This is a genomic window from Stenotrophomonas maltophilia group sp. msm4 (assembly GCF_032025605.1).
Taxonomy (GTDB): domain Bacteria; phylum Pseudomonadota; class Gammaproteobacteria; order Xanthomonadales; family Xanthomonadaceae; genus Stenotrophomonas; species Stenotrophomonas sepilia.
Genome location: NZ_JAVSKK010000003.1, coordinates 515017 through 530172, shown reverse-complemented (window position 1 = coordinate 530172; position 15156 = coordinate 515017). Strand labels below are relative to the sequence as shown.

At 58.8% G+C, this 15156-nt stretch carries 14 protein-coding genes; 7 read left to right on the top strand and 7 right to left on the bottom strand.

The window, feature by feature from the left end; all coding sequences use genetic code 11:
• Positions 1 to 386: 386 nt before the first annotated feature.
• Positions 387 to 1187 (top strand): hypothetical protein, encoded by an 801-nt coding sequence (locus tag ROV93_RS16640; protein ID WP_312540397.1) that lies wholly within the window; start codon positions 387 to 389, stop codon positions 1185 to 1187.
• A gap of 228 nt (positions 1188 to 1415) precedes the next feature.
• On the opposite strand, the gene ROV93_RS16635 is transcribed toward ROV93_RS16640, so the two are convergent.
• Positions 1416 to 1964 carry a hypothetical protein gene (locus tag ROV93_RS16635; RefSeq protein ID WP_152911152.1) on the bottom strand — a complete coding sequence of 183 codons (549 nt, stop codon included), beginning with the start codon at positions 1962 to 1964 and terminating at the stop codon, positions 1416 to 1418.
• 188 nt (positions 1965 to 2152) lie between these two features.
• The gene (locus ROV93_RS16630) at positions 2153 to 2488 is read right to left on the bottom strand and encodes a hypothetical protein (RefSeq protein ID WP_139319647.1); all 336 of its coding nucleotides are present in this window, start codon (positions 2486 to 2488) and stop codon (positions 2153 to 2155) included.
• 71 nt (positions 2489 to 2559) lie between these two features.
• Here ROV93_RS16630 and ROV93_RS16625 point away from each other — a divergent pair, with 71 nt between their 5' ends.
• Positions 2560 to 3873 (top strand): DNA methyltransferase, encoded by a 1314-nt coding sequence (locus ROV93_RS16625; protein ID WP_312540395.1) that lies wholly within the window; start codon positions 2560 to 2562, stop codon positions 3871 to 3873.
• A 6-nt stretch (positions 3874 to 3879) separates the two neighbouring features.
• Here ROV93_RS16625 and ROV93_RS16620 read toward each other — a convergent pair whose 3' ends face one another.
• Complete coding sequence (locus ROV93_RS16620) at positions 3880 to 4668, bottom strand: hypothetical protein (RefSeq protein WP_312540394.1); 789 nt, start codon at positions 4666 to 4668, stop codon at positions 3880 to 3882.
• Positions 4669 to 4679: 11 nt separating this feature from the next.
• Here ROV93_RS16620 and ROV93_RS16615 point away from each other — a divergent pair, with 11 nt between their 5' ends.
• Both ROV93_RS16615 and ROV93_RS16610 read left to right on the top strand, forming a co-directional pair.
• Positions 4680 to 5279, top strand: a complete 600-nt coding sequence (locus ROV93_RS16615; RefSeq protein ID WP_312540393.1) for a hypothetical protein — start codon at positions 4680 to 4682, stop codon at positions 5277 to 5279.
• Positions 5280 to 5500: 221 nt separating this feature from the next.
• Complete coding sequence (locus tag ROV93_RS16610) at positions 5501 to 6277, top strand: hypothetical protein (RefSeq protein WP_049462561.1); 777 nt, start codon at positions 5501 to 5503, stop codon at positions 6275 to 6277.
• 152 nt (positions 6278 to 6429) lie between these two features.
• On the opposite strand, the gene ROV93_RS16605 is transcribed toward ROV93_RS16610, so the two are convergent.
• Positions 6430 to 6900, bottom strand: a complete 471-nt coding sequence (locus ROV93_RS16605) for an NIF family HAD-type phosphatase (RefSeq protein ID WP_049462562.1) — start codon at positions 6898 to 6900, stop codon at positions 6430 to 6432.
• 447 nt (positions 6901 to 7347) lie between these two features.
• Here ROV93_RS16605 and ROV93_RS16600 point away from each other — a divergent pair, with 447 nt between their 5' ends.
• Positions 7348 to 7710, top strand: a complete 363-nt coding sequence (locus ROV93_RS16600) for a helix-turn-helix transcriptional regulator (protein WP_312540392.1) — start codon at positions 7348 to 7350, stop codon at positions 7708 to 7710.
• Positions 7711 to 7880: 170 nt separating this feature from the next.
• Complete coding sequence (locus ROV93_RS16595) at positions 7881 to 9728, top strand: hypothetical protein (RefSeq protein WP_312540391.1); 1848 nt, start codon at positions 7881 to 7883, stop codon at positions 9726 to 9728.
• A 123-nt stretch (positions 9729 to 9851) separates the two neighbouring features.
• On the opposite strand, the gene ROV93_RS16590 is transcribed toward ROV93_RS16595, so the two are convergent.
• Positions 9852 to 10547 carry a hypothetical protein gene (locus ROV93_RS16590; RefSeq protein ID WP_312540390.1) on the bottom strand — a complete coding sequence of 232 codons (696 nt, stop codon included), beginning with the start codon at positions 10545 to 10547 and terminating at the stop codon, positions 9852 to 9854.
• Between the two features lie 567 nt (positions 10548 to 11114).
• Here ROV93_RS16590 and ROV93_RS16585 point away from each other — a divergent pair.
• Entirely contained in the window at positions 11115 to 11369 is a 255-nt protein-coding gene (locus tag ROV93_RS16585; protein WP_162292260.1) for a hypothetical protein, read from the top strand.
• A 998-nt stretch (positions 11370 to 12367) separates the two neighbouring features.
• Here ROV93_RS16585 and ROV93_RS16580 read toward each other — a convergent pair.
• Positions 12368 to 13255 (bottom strand): TniB family NTP-binding protein, encoded by an 888-nt coding sequence (locus ROV93_RS16580; RefSeq protein WP_049462565.1) that lies wholly within the window; start codon positions 13253 to 13255, stop codon positions 12368 to 12370.
• The gene (locus ROV93_RS16575; protein WP_049462566.1) at positions 13255 to 15156 is read right to left on the bottom strand and encodes a Mu transposase C-terminal domain-containing protein; all 1902 of its coding nucleotides are present in this window, start codon (positions 15154 to 15156) and stop codon (positions 13255 to 13257) included. The genes ROV93_RS16580 and ROV93_RS16575 overlap by 1 nt, the downstream gene beginning before the upstream one ends.

The window sequence follows — 15156 nt, the reverse complement described above, 5'->3', positions numbered from 1 at the left end:
CACCGCTATTGGCCTAGGCACACCAGATGCCATCGGCGAACCGAGACAGGCGGTCGCGAGGTTCATCGATGCCATGCCAATTCCACTTGCAAGGGGGGGCGACCTTCAGTGTTGCCTCCATCCAGCGCCGATCTGTTCCGAGCCGTTTTATAGACTGAACGGTGTTCAATTGAAACGTTCCATGACCACTGCGGAGAAGTACCAGGATGACTGATCAGACCATCTACAGGCACACCCGATGCATTCAGTGCCTTTCAGATTCGCCACTTACTGAGGAGCACGTGTTCGCCGACGGAGCGGGGGGCACCATTACCGCCTACATCCTATGCACAACGTGCAATGGCCACTTCGGGGTGAACGTTGACTCACCGTATTTGAGGCAGCCAATGATCGAGCTGGCTCGAAACGCCTTGCGAATCGGCGGACGACGCAATGTGATTCCACAGCCGCTTAAGGGCCCTTACGTCCTCCCTGGTCCCATCGGGGAATCTATGATCAAGCTGGACATCGACTTCAAGCCTCGTGTCACGCCTCAGGTCGAAGACGTGGTGATTACCGAGGATGGAGCAATCTCGATAACCATGGTCATTGATTCGCAGGACCGCGATAAGATTCCAGGTATCGTCCGGTCAAAGTTCGAGCGATTCTTCAAGTCCGAGCGTGGGATGACCCTGGCATGGAGCGAGAAAGAGCAAGAGCACGCGATCACCTCAACCATCGACAAGTACATGCGGGCGCCTGACAACGAAACCCCCGTGGGGGTCTTGACTGGTCAAATGACGATGGACCTGGGCACGCTGTTCCTTGAGGCCGCAAAGGCGGCGTTTGAGATGGCAGCGATCGAGGATGGCGAAGCATTTGTCGATTCCCCCGAGGCTGCAAACTTCCGAGAACTTCTTGCGCGAGTGATAAAGGGAAGGATCGAGGATCTTTTCGGGTTCGTGGACATGCTTAAGGCATTCCGAGCCACTCCACTGCCCGCCGATTCGCAGGTCGCGCTCGGGATCCAGTGGCTCACCGATGGCAAGGCGATTGAGCACCATGTCGCGATATTGAATGGACGCCATGTGGTGATCTCAATGTTTGGCGACGGCTACATCTTCTCCAACCTTCGTCCCGCTTCGGGTCAGAGAGCCATCTACGTGAACAACGCGGTCACCGGAAGTATCCGCTGCATACGAGACTGACCACAGACTCGAACTGACAGGCTGCGCAATGACCATGTCCTTGTGCAGCCTGTTCTGGCAACCCTGCCTGGGCATCTTGGCTTGGGCAGACGACTCATAGATGGTATAGCCCACGCTTCCACCTCGCGCTAGGATCTTTCCCGTCCATGGGTAGCGCGATGCAGCCACAACTCGCCGGCGTACCACTTGCCTCGCCGGACAACCTCATCTTCACAACTCTTCCAAAATCTAGATTGGCGTCCAACCTAGGCGCTGCTCTATATACCGCCTGTAGTTGGTTGCGATCTGCGATGGTGCGCGGCGGATGTACTCTTCTGCTCGCTGGCGCTGCTCTCCCGTGAGCCCTGCCAGATAGGCAATGACCTGCTCCAGCTGGGCAACCTCACCATTTCGCCCATCGAACTTCGGCGGCAGCGCTGTCCAGAGTACTGCAGTGATGCCACGACGTGCTGCCCAGTGGTTTAACCCGGGAACGCCGGCAGGATCGGCCGCCCCAGGGGTCCATACCCCGATATGGCGTTCTATGTTGCGCGGTCGAACACCCTCTCGATCGCCCAGGGCCTCTCTGGCTTCCAGGATGCGCCCCTCGCCGGCGAAGGCGGTCCAGAAGGATGGAACCGGGGCTGCTTCCGGGGTGAGAACCAAGGTAAGACGTCCATTTTCTGACTGCCGAAGGAACTCTACCCGCACTGATGGCCCGTCTTCCCGCCATCCACCGGCCATTGGCAGGGCTCGCGGCTGCCACACAAGCGATCCCCATCCCAGGTACACGATCATGTCTACGTCCTCTGTCTATTTAACGCCGGGCGGGGCAATCGCCAGGCGATCCTGATCGGCTTTCCTTGAATTCCGCCGACGCCGCTACCTGATGGACCGCCAAAGTCCTGAATGCGTTCATCCCGCCTGACAGCGGCTCGCCGCACCCAGCAATGCTGTCGACTCTAACGGGTCAGAAGCGACAGCGGCTATCCAACGGTTGGAGGCGTTAGAGCCTCTCCCAACAGGGCCTCAATCAGGTCAGAAAGGGCTCTTGCAGCGCCCGGATTGGCGGCCACCAAACGAGCCATTTTGGACTCCAAGGCGGGCACCGCGTTTATTTCTCTCGCGGAGGGAGCCGTCACCAGACCATGTGCATATTTGCACACCCTTAGCGCATGACCCTCCAGCTTGACGAACCTGCCGGCGGCGATTCGCGACACCTGCGAGGCGTGGATCCCTAATGCTTTGCCTATGCTGGATCTACTGACTCCCGGCAGCGCCAGAGCTTGCTTGAGCACGCCGATACCGGTAACTTTGTCCATGCTTTGAGTATGCAAATCTGCATGCACTTATGCAAACAGAAAAGGCCCCACCCAATATGCATGGAGTTCCGATGGAGTTGGCTCCTCAGTCCGCCCAGAGTCACCCCGACCTGTGCGTCTCCTTCGATGAATGGACCCGCGGAAGGAAGATCCAATCCATTGGATCCAACGCCGGGGCCGAGCGGCTTCCCTTTCAGGGGTGGCACCACTTCAAAGAGGCCTTCGCGCCCGAAGTGATTGCCCGGGCCGTCAATGAAAGTCAGCGTGAAGTGCGCTCGTGCCTGGACCCGTTCGGCGGATCGGGCACCACCGCTCTGGCGTGCCAGTTCCTGGGCGTGGAACCGACCACCATTGAGGTCAACCCCTACCTGGCCGACCTCATTGAGGCCAAGCTCTCCAGTTACGATGCTGACGATCTGGCGCTGGATCTCTCACGAGTGGTTCGGACGACCAATGCACGTCGCCGGGGCTCCCTTTCCCGCTTTAAACACCTGCCACCTACGTTCATCGAGTCGGCCGACCAGGAACGCTGGGTCTTCAACCGTAACGTGGCTGAACGCATCGCCTGCCATATGGACGCCATCGATGAGCTGGCACGCCCTGCCCACAGGCGGCTCTTCAAGGCCATGCTGGGCGGCATGCTGATCTCCGTGAGCAATGTCCTGATCAATGGCAAGGGACGGCGCTACCGCAGCAACTGGCAGGACAGGGAAGTCTATCCCCGCTCGGTCGATCAGCTCTTCGAGGAGCGGTCACGTCAAGCTATCGACGAGATTCACGCCCATCGCATGCGCCGCCATCGCGGCTTCAACGTTCTGCGCGGCAATTGCATCGATCAGCTCGCCAACAGCTCGAAAGTGGACCTCTCGGTCTTCTCGCCGCCCTACCCGAACTCCTTCGATTACACCGACGTGTACAACGTCGAGCTCTGGATGCTAGGTCACCTGGGTGGATGGGATGCCAACCGCGATCTGCGGATGTCCACGCTCTGCTCCCACGTCCAGATCAAGCGTCAGTTTGCCCCCGCCCCCAAGGGCTCTCACCGCTTGAACCTGGTCATGGGCCAGCTGCGGAGGGTGAAGGGAGAACTGTGGTCACCGTGGATTCCGGAGATGGTGGGCGGCTACTTCCACGACATGAATCAGGTCATGGCCGGCTTGCACGGACACCTCAATGAGCACGGCGAGATCTGGGCCGTGGTGGGCGACAGCCGCTATGCCGGCGTCCGCATCCAGGTGGCCAACATCCTGGCAGACCTCGCTGCGCCCTTGGGGTTTGATGTCGTCAAGGTCGAGCCATTCCGATCAATGCGGGCATCGGCGCAGCAGGGTGGCCAGCGAGAGCTCGACGAAACACTGCTTGTGCTTCGCAAGAACTCTCGCTGACATGCCTCAGGCACGGCGAGCTTGCTGTGCCGTTGAGTAAAGCGGCCAGGCCCAAATTGCCACGTCCAGTGCTTTGGCCCGATCCAGCTCGTGCGCAATAGCGCCTGAGACATCAGGCGCTTTGCGCATGTCATAGCAACACAGCGCTGCCATTCGGCAAGAATGGTCTTTACGGTACTTGTCTGCCTGATCGAGACCATCGGTCACTGCATCGACGTTGCTTGCGGCTGGTACCGGATTGCCGCTCTCGGTAAAGCTCTTGAGGACCTTCAACTCAAGAACCGCGTGGTGAGTCCACACGGAGGGATGGACAGGATCCTGTTCCTCAAGGAAGAAGTCGTACCTCCCCATCTCGGAGGTTCCCTCCTGCCTTACAACGATAGACCCGAACCCCAGGCTCGAGGCAAGGACCGCGTGGAGAATCTTCTGAACGCCCTTCTCTGCCAAACCAATCGGGATGCTCTTACCTTTATCCTCCCAGAGATCACGAGCCAGGTCTGACGCTGTCGGGGTGATCAGCAGCCTGCTGTGCGCCCCATCCAGCATCTTCTTGATGTGCTCCAACGAAAGCTCTGATGCATTGAGCGAGAGGTCATCGAAGGTATCCGGATCAGCCAAACCGTGCGGATAGGCACGCATTACGCTGTCGTCCTGGCTGGCGTCATAGTAAATGGCAGGCCTTGAGCCCATGCCGAGCTTCTCGATGACGTAGTTGAAGCGATCAGCATCCCCACCATCTGGCAACGCAATGCCGGTCGCCCTATGCGCTTGGCTACGTAAGCGGACAGAGGTCAACGACCGTCCCGGTGAACCTGTTCCAGCAGACCCCTCTGGATGGCACATTCGGAGACCTGGTGGCAGGCTCGGAGCGCTGCCTTGCCTTGGAGTTCAAGCGAGAGAAGGGAACCGTTGAATCAGAGAAGGCCAAGTGGGCCGAGGGCAGCCTTGAACGGTTTGCAAACGACCCAGACATGATTGCAGCCTCTGAAAGGGCACATCTGCTGTGCTATGGCCAACCAGCGTTCGGCGGCACTGATATTTCAGCAATGCTCTATGTCCACGCGCTTGGCCTCACCAAGCGCGCCGAAGAGCTTCCGGCTGCAGAGATCATTGAGGGACTGTTAGCGCTTGCCGACTCGCCAGACCCGAGCAAGGGCATGGGACTGCCCCCAGACAGCCTGGAGCGCTATCTTCGCAAGCTCGCCTCGATCCGCAAGAAAGGGGGAGGTGGCAAGCGATCGACGTGGCTCGCTGCCGTGTACGTTGATGGTGGCTTGAAGATTCGCACCGCCACATCATTGTCCATGCTGCTTGGGCCAGATCCTGCGCCAGGGCGGAACCTCACACACACAAATTCGGCTTCTTCCCAGCTGGAATCGAGAAAACGCCGGGCACCGGGGCGCTAGATCACTTAGCAACAACCTGCATTGAATCGAATGCACTCGTTGAGTGTAAAGTCGCCTAGCAGCCGGGGCACGTTTCTCTGGACGGAGTTCCGTTCGTACGTTCCCAGTGCCAGTCCCTCTCTGCTGCAAGTTCGAGGTGGCAAGCGAGAACCGAGCGAGGATGCCGGGCTGTCTCCCAAGTGGATGCGCCGGCCTTGGCTTATAGCCCCTAAGGAGTACCAATGATCAGCCTACGCACCCGCTACTCTCTAGCGCAGCTCCTGGCGCTGCAGGCCCCTCATGTTTCGGCCGTGCTGTTTACCAAGTACGGGGCCGACCACGTCATGGTACTTCCGGCGCAACCGTTGGTTGGGCTGACAGCGCTCATCAACCAGGCCGATGACGCCCTGCTGATGTCGGTGATCAAGGAAGTCGTGGCCACAGCCGGGGATCTTCGCGCTCCGATCTCGCCGAAGCACCGCTTTGACGAGCGCTGGCATGACTTCACGCAGTGCCTGCTGATCGACGGCTACATCGTCGAAGGCAGGAACATGACACAAGCAGATCCATCCATCGCCGATGCCTCCCCCATGGAGGACGACCTGATCACTGCCCTGAAGAGCGCAGCGCTTCCGCGTCGCGATGCCATCGTGTCCAGGATCAATGACTCGGCTGAGGCGTTTCGCCGCAGCACGCCTGACTACAATGCTGCCCTGACCAACGCACGCGTGGCGATTGAAACGCTGGCCGGTGATGTGGCATCTGCTGTTGCTGGCGAGCAACCCCATTGGGGTCCTTACGACGCGTCCAGCTGGGGCCAGGTCATCTCTTTTCTGCGCAGAAGTGGTGAGATCACCACGGAGGAGGAGAAGGGCTTGGCGGGGGTTTTCGGATTCCTGAGCGCAGGCGCGCACCGCCCGATGGGGGTCCCGGAGAATCAAATGGCCCGTCTGGGTCGATCCTTTGCCCTCAACATGTGCTGGTTCCTCCTTCAGAACCGGTTGGCACGTGGCTCATAAAGGTCGATGGAGGATCATCAACCCGTGTCGCCACTCTTCCAACGCCCAGCACATCCGGCTGGCCAAGCAGGGCTCAAACGGAGTACGGCAAGAGACGACAACGTAACAAGGTCGTTCTTGTCACGCTTACCGGTGCTATCGGGTGCGCATAGCTAGATACTTCTAATCTTGCGCGTCGTCTGCTTGTGCTGATGCGCACCACCCACACGTTCGAGCAGGCGTTCCAAGGCGACGCTGAGTCCGTCATCATCTGGCGGATAGGGGGACCCAAACAGAGGAATCGGAACCCAGAGATGTTCCTGCCCAGGGTGAACGTAGGGATCGTGATCATCAAGCAATAGCGCCTCTCCCAGACGCGGCGATGCCTGGAGCAGGTCTTTGGTTTTTCCCTCCCACTTGATGTAGTGCAGTTCGGCGAACCAGGCAGGTGCATTTCCTTCGCCTACCAGCAGCGTAGCGATACTGCGAAAGCGATTTTCGGGAACTGTCGTGAACATCATCAACTGGTCGAAGTTCGCTTGGACAGCCTCCAGGAACTGGTAGAGCCCAGGCCTAGGAATCTGGCTGATGGCATTGGAGATGAGCGTCCCCTCAAGGTCCAGAGCCAAGATGGTGGGCTTCATAAGCTGCCTCGTACGTTGGTGCGTACTCCTACCTTGCTCCGCTGGCTGAGCGCTGTCTATCACGTGAGCCTACTGGTACGCATGGAGCGTGAGCCTACTGGTACGGCGTAACAAGCCCCTTCCCTGGTGGTGGCAGAGGATGATGCCAAGGCGGCTATAAGCATGCGGGACTCGTTGCTCGCCTTATCGAGGCGATGGGCCTGCTGAACTTGGGTAAGGCTCCTGGTGCGATCCAGTGGTATCCCACAGTTCAAACCCGCCGGCTGGTTTCAGGGCTTGTGTACCGCCGGGCCGGACCCTTCCTTCGGACAGATCAAGTGCAGTGCCATTGCCGCATTTGCGGGTTCATCCGGGACTGGGGATTCGTGGCCACCGACCGCGCATTGAAATGCGTAATACACTTGGCCCAAGGCAAGCGGCGTAGCGTCCATTTGCCCTTCTGCATCAATGCGCGCATTTGCGCGCACAACTAGCATAATTGTCCGTAACGAGCAGATTTACGCGCAAATGGAGTCGATGCCAATCCAGTCCCCTGGCGAGATTGTTGAGGCGCTGGGCCAACGCGTCAAAGCACGCCGGCTCGCGGCAAATGTCTCCCAAGCCGCTTTGGCGGACAAAGCGGGCATCTCTCGCCGGGCCTTGGTGCAGCTCGAAAGTGGTCAAGGATCCACCTTGCATACGCTCGTTAGCGTGTTTAAGGCATTGGGCTTGGATCACCAACTCAACCAGCTAGCCCCCACCCCACGGGTCAGCCCGATGGCCATGCTGAAAGCGAAGCGAACTCGTAGCCGTGCGAGCGGATCAACTTAGCCGTTGCGTTGGCCAATGCTGCCATGGCGACATCTTGTTCTGACTGGGCCCTACTAGACGCCGTTGGTCGACCTGTTTGCAGCTGGCCCTATCGGCCCCCACCGAGGGAAGCTCCTCAATTTTCGCGACTGCATGCCGCTATCAGGGCGTAACCACACCCCGCGCCAAGCATGACCGACCTCACGCACCACCCCAGCGATTCGCGCCTCTGGTTTATTCGGTGGATGGATCGGTTCAACAAGCCGCACAAGGCCTCAACGTCCACCGCAATCTGCTGCTTCCTGGCACCGCTTCCTGAACAGACGGTGGACCCGGCCGCGTTGAGCCCAGATGAGGTGGCCGGTCTTTTCGCGCAAGACACCGAGCTGTTTGAGGCGCATATCCAAGTAGGCGCGATGCCGAACTTCCGGGTGGGACAGGTCTTCCGTCAGGGCAGGCGCATCGGCGTACTGCCCGCGGTAGACCTGGATCTGGGTGAAGCAATCGCGCAGGGGGAGATGTCTGCCAAGTACGGCGCGGACCTGACACTGGACTCGGTGATCATGAGGTCATCCGGCTTTCCTATCAAAGCCGTTCCCACCCGTCAGCTCCATCTGGGGCACCGTACCCGCGCCGGCAGCCAGGTCCTGATCGTGGAGGACAAGGGTATTGAGTTCATCATCCCGCGTGCCCTGATCTTTCGTAGCTTCTACGCTCGCTCCACGTTCCTGGCTTCCGTCTTCACCTCGTCGAACTGGAACACTGCCAAGCACCGGGCGCTTCTTCTGGACAAGGAGTTTGCCGGCCATAGGACAGAGCGGAACGATGAGCTCAATACCTTCAACGTCGTTATGCAACGCGGCATGCGCCTGGAAGATGCTCACCAGATGGCGTTGCTGCACTTCTATGACTACGCTCAAGCGCAGGCCAACGCGCTGTTCAATCCCATGATCAAGGCCTTCCAGGATACCCGGCCCGGCAAGGAAACCAGCTGGTTCGCCAACGCCAGACTGCCACTAGATCCTGCACTTGGACCTTACAACGGCAAGGTCGCTGGCTACTTCCTCAAGCCTCATACCGACCATCGCCGGACACTGCGCACGTTCCTGGTGACATCACTGGTCGGGACGTCACTGCCCAATGACTTCCGGCAGCCTGGACGCATCTTGGTCAATGACGGAACACTGAAAGGAGACGTGCAAGTCACCGGCGGACCACGCCCATACGGTGGCAGTCCTGGCAATGGTGGTCGCCGCCCAGATGACATGCCTATTGCCGATACCAATAATGGCTCGACCAACCACGAATCCTACGAGGCTCCCGGTGACTCGTTTGAATGGATCCAAGCCCCTGAAGCGATAGACCTTGAGAAGCGGCACAGCAAGAAGTACCAGGGCGATCGGAACAGGAACAGTCCTCCGGACACGGAGAACGGATCGCAAGGCGACCGTGACGGATCTGAGGGATCGGACACGCCTGTCAATGGCCACGTGGCAAGCCGCCGGGATGAAGAGCACTTCAATGAGTTGGTTCGTGCGATGGAGGCGATGATTAGCCAAGGCGTCCTACGGAATTACAAGGAGCTCTACCCGGACGACTCAACCAGGGTCGCCTCCATCGGTGCCCGGTCTTGCTGGAACTTCCTTGACAAGCTACAGCGTGACACAGCGCCGGCAAAACGTCTGCGAAGAGGATGGCAGTTCCTTCACCCACCAGGTAAGAAGTCTGGCGGCCTCGAACGAGCAGCCTTGGTCCTCGTAATCACATTGCTCGATGGCAGGAAGGCCTTTTGGATTGAGATTCAGACCCGCCAAGGCGCGATGTCACCGTTACTGATCGACGATGGCTCCCACCCTCAGGAACAAGTGGGTACCGCATTGAACATCATTGCTGGTGCTCGTGGTGCAAATCTGGAGAGAGAATTCGACCGGCCAGGTGCCGCGCACTTCTTCACTCATCGATACGTAGCAAATGGAGAAGGACCTTGGGACCTCAGCTGGCTGAAGAAGTTCTTTACGGACATCAGACCACCCAGGTAGAACGCGCCTTGCTTACCAAACATGGACTGCTCGCAGCGACAACCCTTCTGCGAGCGATCGGAAATCAGGCACTCGCTCGGACAAGGCCAAGCCTGGACTTGGACCTGCACAATGGCCCTATATCTAGTCTAGTAGACCGCACGCCCTGGCCCAGTGGCTGACAACCAAGCGTAGTGCAGGTGGCACCTCCACCGGTCCGTTTGTCGTGACCAAGTCACCTGACTCTGAAAGACCGATGACTTCTCGGGCCAATTCAGGTTCGCTGAAGCCAAAAGCGAGTGCAACCGCTTGGGTCAAGAGCGTTCGGTCCGGTTCGCCCTGTCTTTCAAGCTGCTTGAGTAACCGATCCAATCGCCTGGAATCCTGCTTCAAGGCAACTGGTCCCGGTGCCTTTGGAGGCAACGTCACTGGCCAACCTAGTTCCTTCTGCACGTAAGAAACCCACGGCCCGATGTTCGTCCGAGCCCCGGGCTTGTCACTGAGGAATGCGACCAACTCAGCTTGGCCAAATGAGCCAGAGATCTGGAATCGCCGGCAGAACGCCTCTGCGGTGGTCACGTACTGGGCAACAGTACGTGGTGCGCGGCCCGACAGGCTCTGAGCATAGCCCTGAAGGTAAAGCTCCCAAGGCTCCCCCTGCGCGTCGACCAGCTTTGATGCAGTAAGTGATCTTTTCCGCTCCGCAACCCTCGCCTCGGCACTCACCAGGAATCCGTACTGCTGCTGCAGGAACGTTGATGCGTTCAGGTTTGCGCGCAGAGCCTTTGAGTCGAATACTCGTAGGAGATCATCTGCCTGCAACGGCGGCTGTGCAGTCATGTCCCTATCCAACTGCAGGAAAAAATCCAGGGAGCGCACAACATTGGCAGGAAGGCGAGGATCGCGGGGGCGGCGCATCCGACTCCACTGAGCGAAGCCGGTGAAGAGGTCGGCGACCCACTGTTGTTGGAAGTGCGGAAGGCGCAGCTCAACCTCTCTGGTCAATCGCGTTGCGATGCTGCAGGAATCGCACGTGTGTCCACCCGCACCAGGAACGGCAGCCCCGCACTCTGGACAGGAGTGCGAGACAGGCGATGCCCCCGAACAGGCCTTACACAGCGGACGGCCGCCATCCTCCGACTCAATTTTTCGGTGCTTTCGGCATCTTGAGCAGGTGGCATGCCTCTGCTTCCTTACACAGACCGGACACGCTCGAACATCCGCCGGGAGATGAGCTGCTCTACTAAGGCGAGTACTCAGCACCTCGCAGATCCCGCAGGGCTCAGGCTCACGGAAGTAAGGCACGCAGCTTGGGCAGACCGCTATGGACTGGGCGGGGCTAAGCCTGCCGTCGGTGCCCACGGGAACCTGGACCTGAACGATCAAGGCCGCCCGCGGAGTAGGACGGTGACAACGACCGCATTGGCGCTTGTCGCGCAGGCATTCCTCGCATTCTGGCTGCTCACGTTCGGCACGGTGATAACGCGTGCCGGAACCACAGGTTGGGCAGCGACCAGGCACAAAGTGCTTCTCATAGCAGGATTGGCAGTATTCAGTGCCCTTGTAGATGCGATGCGCTTTGGCAATGACCCGCTCACAGCAATCGCATGTCCTTCTGCCCTGACTATCAGTAACCATCCCGCTTTCCTGCAATATCAATGAGAATCTGAGCGCGAATGGTACGCCAACCCAAACTTCTCCCCAGTTGGGCAACCCTCGCCTGTCGCAGTCGGGTCAGACTGGGAGAGCCCAGACCGTTCATCCGGCCAAGGGGAAGCTGCCGAACCTGTTGAGCCACCCAGTCAGGGCAAGGCTGGCGAAAGCTACGCTGGGTGAGGTGAAACCGTTGAGCCATGGACAGCATCGAGTACGGCCATCGGCAGACAATCTCATCCAGAAGTTGGAGGTCCAGGTGTCGCTGATGAATCCGCCGAAGCTCGATTCGGTCTCTCGCGTGTCCAACTGCGTCCCAACACCGCACTCTTGCATCCAAGAAGGCTGAAAGCAGGAGGTGCATACCCGCCCCGTACTCCTGGCCGGTTGCCGATAGGCAAGGTTGATAGCGGTGGAGAGCAGGCAGTTGCATCGCCGCGGTGATTGCGCCCTGAGAGTCTGTTGGAATCGCAGCACGGAATGGACTGCTGGTCAGCAGCTGATGGCAATTGACACACCTGCAGATATCCAGCTGTTGCCGGTGGGGTGCCAAAGGCGCATCGCAGTGCGGACAGGCATCACGAAGCAGAAGGCCGTGAACAGGGCAAACAGTCCAATAGGACAGTCGCCAGTGCCTGTCGAAGTATCGCGTCTGATCCAGGCAAACAGGGCAGTAGCACAGGCCGTAGCGCGTCCTCGACCGATGGTAGATACCGATCGCATTGACCCACCTGCACACACCACTTCCTCCCAATGTCTCAGTTGGTCCGCCCATACCCATCAGCGTCATTTCTCTGACAGCGGTCAGCTCACAGTCCGTTGCTTGCGCAAGTCGCAGCAGAAGAGACTCGGGTGGGTTGGCATCTATGTCTCGGTTCCATACGTCCGAACCAGGAAAATTCAGCGCGACAAGACTCTGCGCGCTTAAGCCGCGAATCTGTGCCGAACGCGCCAAGTAGGAACTGAGTAGCTCATCAGGCTCCAGAGGTGGCCATCCGGCTCGCATGTCATGTGGCCGCGACCACACCCTGATAATTCTGCTTCAGGCGCTCTTCCGCCTTCAGCACGATCTCAGCGGTAATCCTCTCTTCGCCGGAGCGAATGGCCATTACCGCAGCCTCCTTGATCAAGTACACCGTCCCGCCGATGGCAACACCGCCTGCCTTGAAGATCAGCGGTGCCAACTGCTCGCTGGCAAGCTCCGAAGGCTTGGCCAGAGGCAGCAATTTTTCGTAAGTATTGAGAAAGCCACGGTAGGACCGGTCGTACTGCCACCTGGCAAGCGCAAGCGGCTTGAATCGCGATCGCATCTGGGCATCAAAGGACAGTGCGTTGATTGCAGCCTCTGTTCCAGCGGCAACAATGCTCAAGTTCAAGTCGTTGCTGAGCTTTCGAATCCCGGCCAACACGTCTGCGGCACCCTTTCGGGCATTGACCACATTGTTGAACTCGTCAATGGCCAGCACCCTGGCCTTAAGGTATCGAAGGATAGCCAGCACCTGAGCGTACTTTGACGACGCCGTGTCGCTGCGCCGATGAGTCACAGCACAGGACTCCAGAATCTCCGACCACAGCTGAGACAGGTCCGGGGTGGCTGGCATACCAATGATCACCACCGGCGCATTGGTCGTGCCATCCTCCCTCAGCAAGATGGGATGCCGAGAATGAAACTGCCGGAGGACTGCCGTCTTCCCGTTGTCGCCGCGACCCACGATCAGCCTGCACGGCGGCCGCTGGATCGTTGGGTAGGTGATGATCTGATCCAGATCGTCCAGAACATCTTTTGCGACCGGGTAAGCGATCCATCGATCGCTACGGGTGAACTCCACGCGCTCTGGTATCGAGGCCTCCATGTATCCGGCCACCTTCTCAAGCAGATGCGGATACGCGCTCATCAGCTCAGTTCTCCCACTTCAAACACGTCCACCTCGGGATCAAAAAGGTTTGCATCTGGTGCCATCGCAATAGGCGCCGCAGCTGGAAGATTAGCTGGAGATTGACCTGCATCATCGGCCTTACCGGGCTTCTTACTGGGCCGCTTAGCCACCTGACGCCGAGCTGCTTTCGTGCTAGCTGCCGAAGCATCAATGCGTTCTCGGTTGCGTTGAATGCTGCTGAAGATCCGCTCCTCGTCGACCTCCCCCTTGTTCTGCTCCTTGATCAGCCGGGTTGCCTCTCGAAGCTCGGATGCACTGATCGCTGGATGGGAAAGCGTCCTATAAGGAATCGGCGTGTATCGCTCTGCAGCAGGGTCCAGGAAGTAGATCTGGCTGATGTCGCGCGGATCTCGGGCGAACAGGAACTTGCGCTTCTGACCAGGATTGTCGGGCATGGTCGCCCCGATGTAGGGATCCAGTACCGGGTCGTAGTAGAAGACGTTCTCAAGCCGTACGCCCGATCGTTGGACCGTGATGTTGTAGTACGGCAGAAAATCCATGCGCAGTCGATCAACATCCTGAATCATAGGCGGGTAGCCGATGCCAGGTTTTCCCGCACTTCCAAGCACACCCTCACGCCAGACCTTGGAGGGTGAAGCATCGTTGAGCTGGCTATGGGGTCGCTGGTGGTAGTTGTTGACGATGAACTCCACAAGGTACTGCTCGACCTCCCTCATGGTCAGCGTCGCCTCGGCTTCGGAGTCGTAGCCTTTCCGCTGCTGGGTGTTCGAGAACGTAGCACCAGGTACCTTCTTGAGCTCTGTGGCAACTACACCCATGTAGCGCTCGATGTGCCCCCCGTAGTGCGGCTTCTTAACCGGGCGCCACTGCATGTCTATGCTGTTTGCCTGACAGCCGCGGGTCACCGCCTTACACTTGAACTCCTTGGCGTTGTCGGCATGCAGCGTTCCGATCTGGCCCCAGACAGGCCAATCGCCCTGAACCTCCAAGGAAGCCAGGTAGTCCGTCTTGGGCGTCATCGCATGAGAAATGCACATGGCCACCGAGGTAGCGGACGGTTTGTCCATGGTCACGTAGAGACCGACGACCATACGGCTGTATACGTCAATGGCCAGAGTCAGCCAGGGCCTACCCAAGGGTTGACGGTAGACACTATCCACCACCATAACATCTAGCGGCGTGTGATCGATCTGTACAACGGCCCAGGGGAAGTCTGCGCCCGGAAAAGAACCGCGGATTGGCTCGTAGTTGTCACGCGCCTTGTCGCGGTGGCCGCGGCGACGCAGAGCCATGGCGGGTGAGATCTCCTTAAGTCTGCGCCTGATAGTGCTCGGTGCCGGCGGACTGATCTTTGCCACCTTGCAACGACGCAAGACCTCCTCGACCACTTCCTTTGGCGAGTGGCGCTGCTTCTTTAGATAAATGTCCTCCACAGCGCTGCTGATCACCAGCTCCTGATCAGCAGCAAGGTGCTTCTGGCCCTTCACAGCTCCACGCTTGCGCGGTACCAAGGCCGCTACATGACCTGCATCGTGGTAAGCGGCAAGCCACTTGTAATAGGTGGCTACGTGGACGCCCGCTGCAGCGGCGAGCTTTGCTACCTCAATACGCGTTCTAACCGGGTGGTCAATCATTGGGCGCAGCGCTTCAAACCGCTTCTGCGCGACAGACCACTCTTCCTTTGAGTACTGATGGATAGGAAAGCCGCCGGCGTCAGCAGCCGACTCGGCGGCAACGATGGTCGAGAGTGTCTCAATCCGCAGCTTTGCACTCACGCCTGTGTCCAGATCCTCTGCCAGGACACTGTCGATGGAAAGCATGTGGGTGACCCGATACCTGCGAGGCCCCACGAAGACTTCAGCACCGGGTTCCACTTTGAAGAAGTTGGAGAGGGACAT

Coding starts and splice junctions, on each gene's coding strand:
- ROV93_RS16580 (WP_049462565.1), bottom strand. CDS start 13,255: ATGAGCGCGTATCCGCATCTGCTTGAGAAGGTGGCCGGATACATGGAG.
- ROV93_RS16625 (WP_312540395.1), top strand. CDS start 2,560: ATGGAGTTGGCTCCTCAGTCCGCCCAGAGTCACCCCGACCTGTGCGTC.
- ROV93_RS16610 (WP_049462561.1), top strand. CDS start 5,501: ATGATCAGCCTACGCACCCGCTACTCTCTAGCGCAGCTCCTGGCGCTG.
- ROV93_RS16605 (WP_049462562.1), bottom strand. CDS start 6,900: ATGAAGCCCACCATCTTGGCTCTGGACCTTGAGGGGACGCTCATCTCC.
- ROV93_RS16630 (WP_139319647.1), bottom strand. CDS start 2,488: ATGGACAAAGTTACCGGTATCGGCGTGCTCAAGCAAGCTCTGGCGCTG.
- ROV93_RS16640 (WP_312540397.1), top strand. CDS start 387: ATGATCGAGCTGGCTCGAAACGCCTTGCGAATCGGCGGACGACGCAAT.
- ROV93_RS16595 (WP_312540391.1), top strand. CDS start 7,881: ATGACCGACCTCACGCACCACCCCAGCGATTCGCGCCTCTGGTTTATT.
- ROV93_RS16600 (WP_312540392.1), top strand. CDS start 7,348: ATGCGCGCATTTGCGCGCACAACTAGCATAATTGTCCGTAACGAGCAG.
- ROV93_RS16575 (WP_049462566.1), bottom strand. CDS start 15,156: ATGTCCCTCTCCAACTTCTTCAAAGTGGAACCCGGTGCTGAAGTCTTC.
- ROV93_RS16635 (WP_152911152.1), bottom strand. CDS start 1,964: ATGATCGTGTACCTGGGATGGGGATCGCTTGTGTGGCAGCCGCGAGCC.
- ROV93_RS16590 (WP_312540390.1), bottom strand. CDS start 10,547: ATGACTGCACAGCCGCCGTTGCAGGCAGATGATCTCCTACGAGTATTC.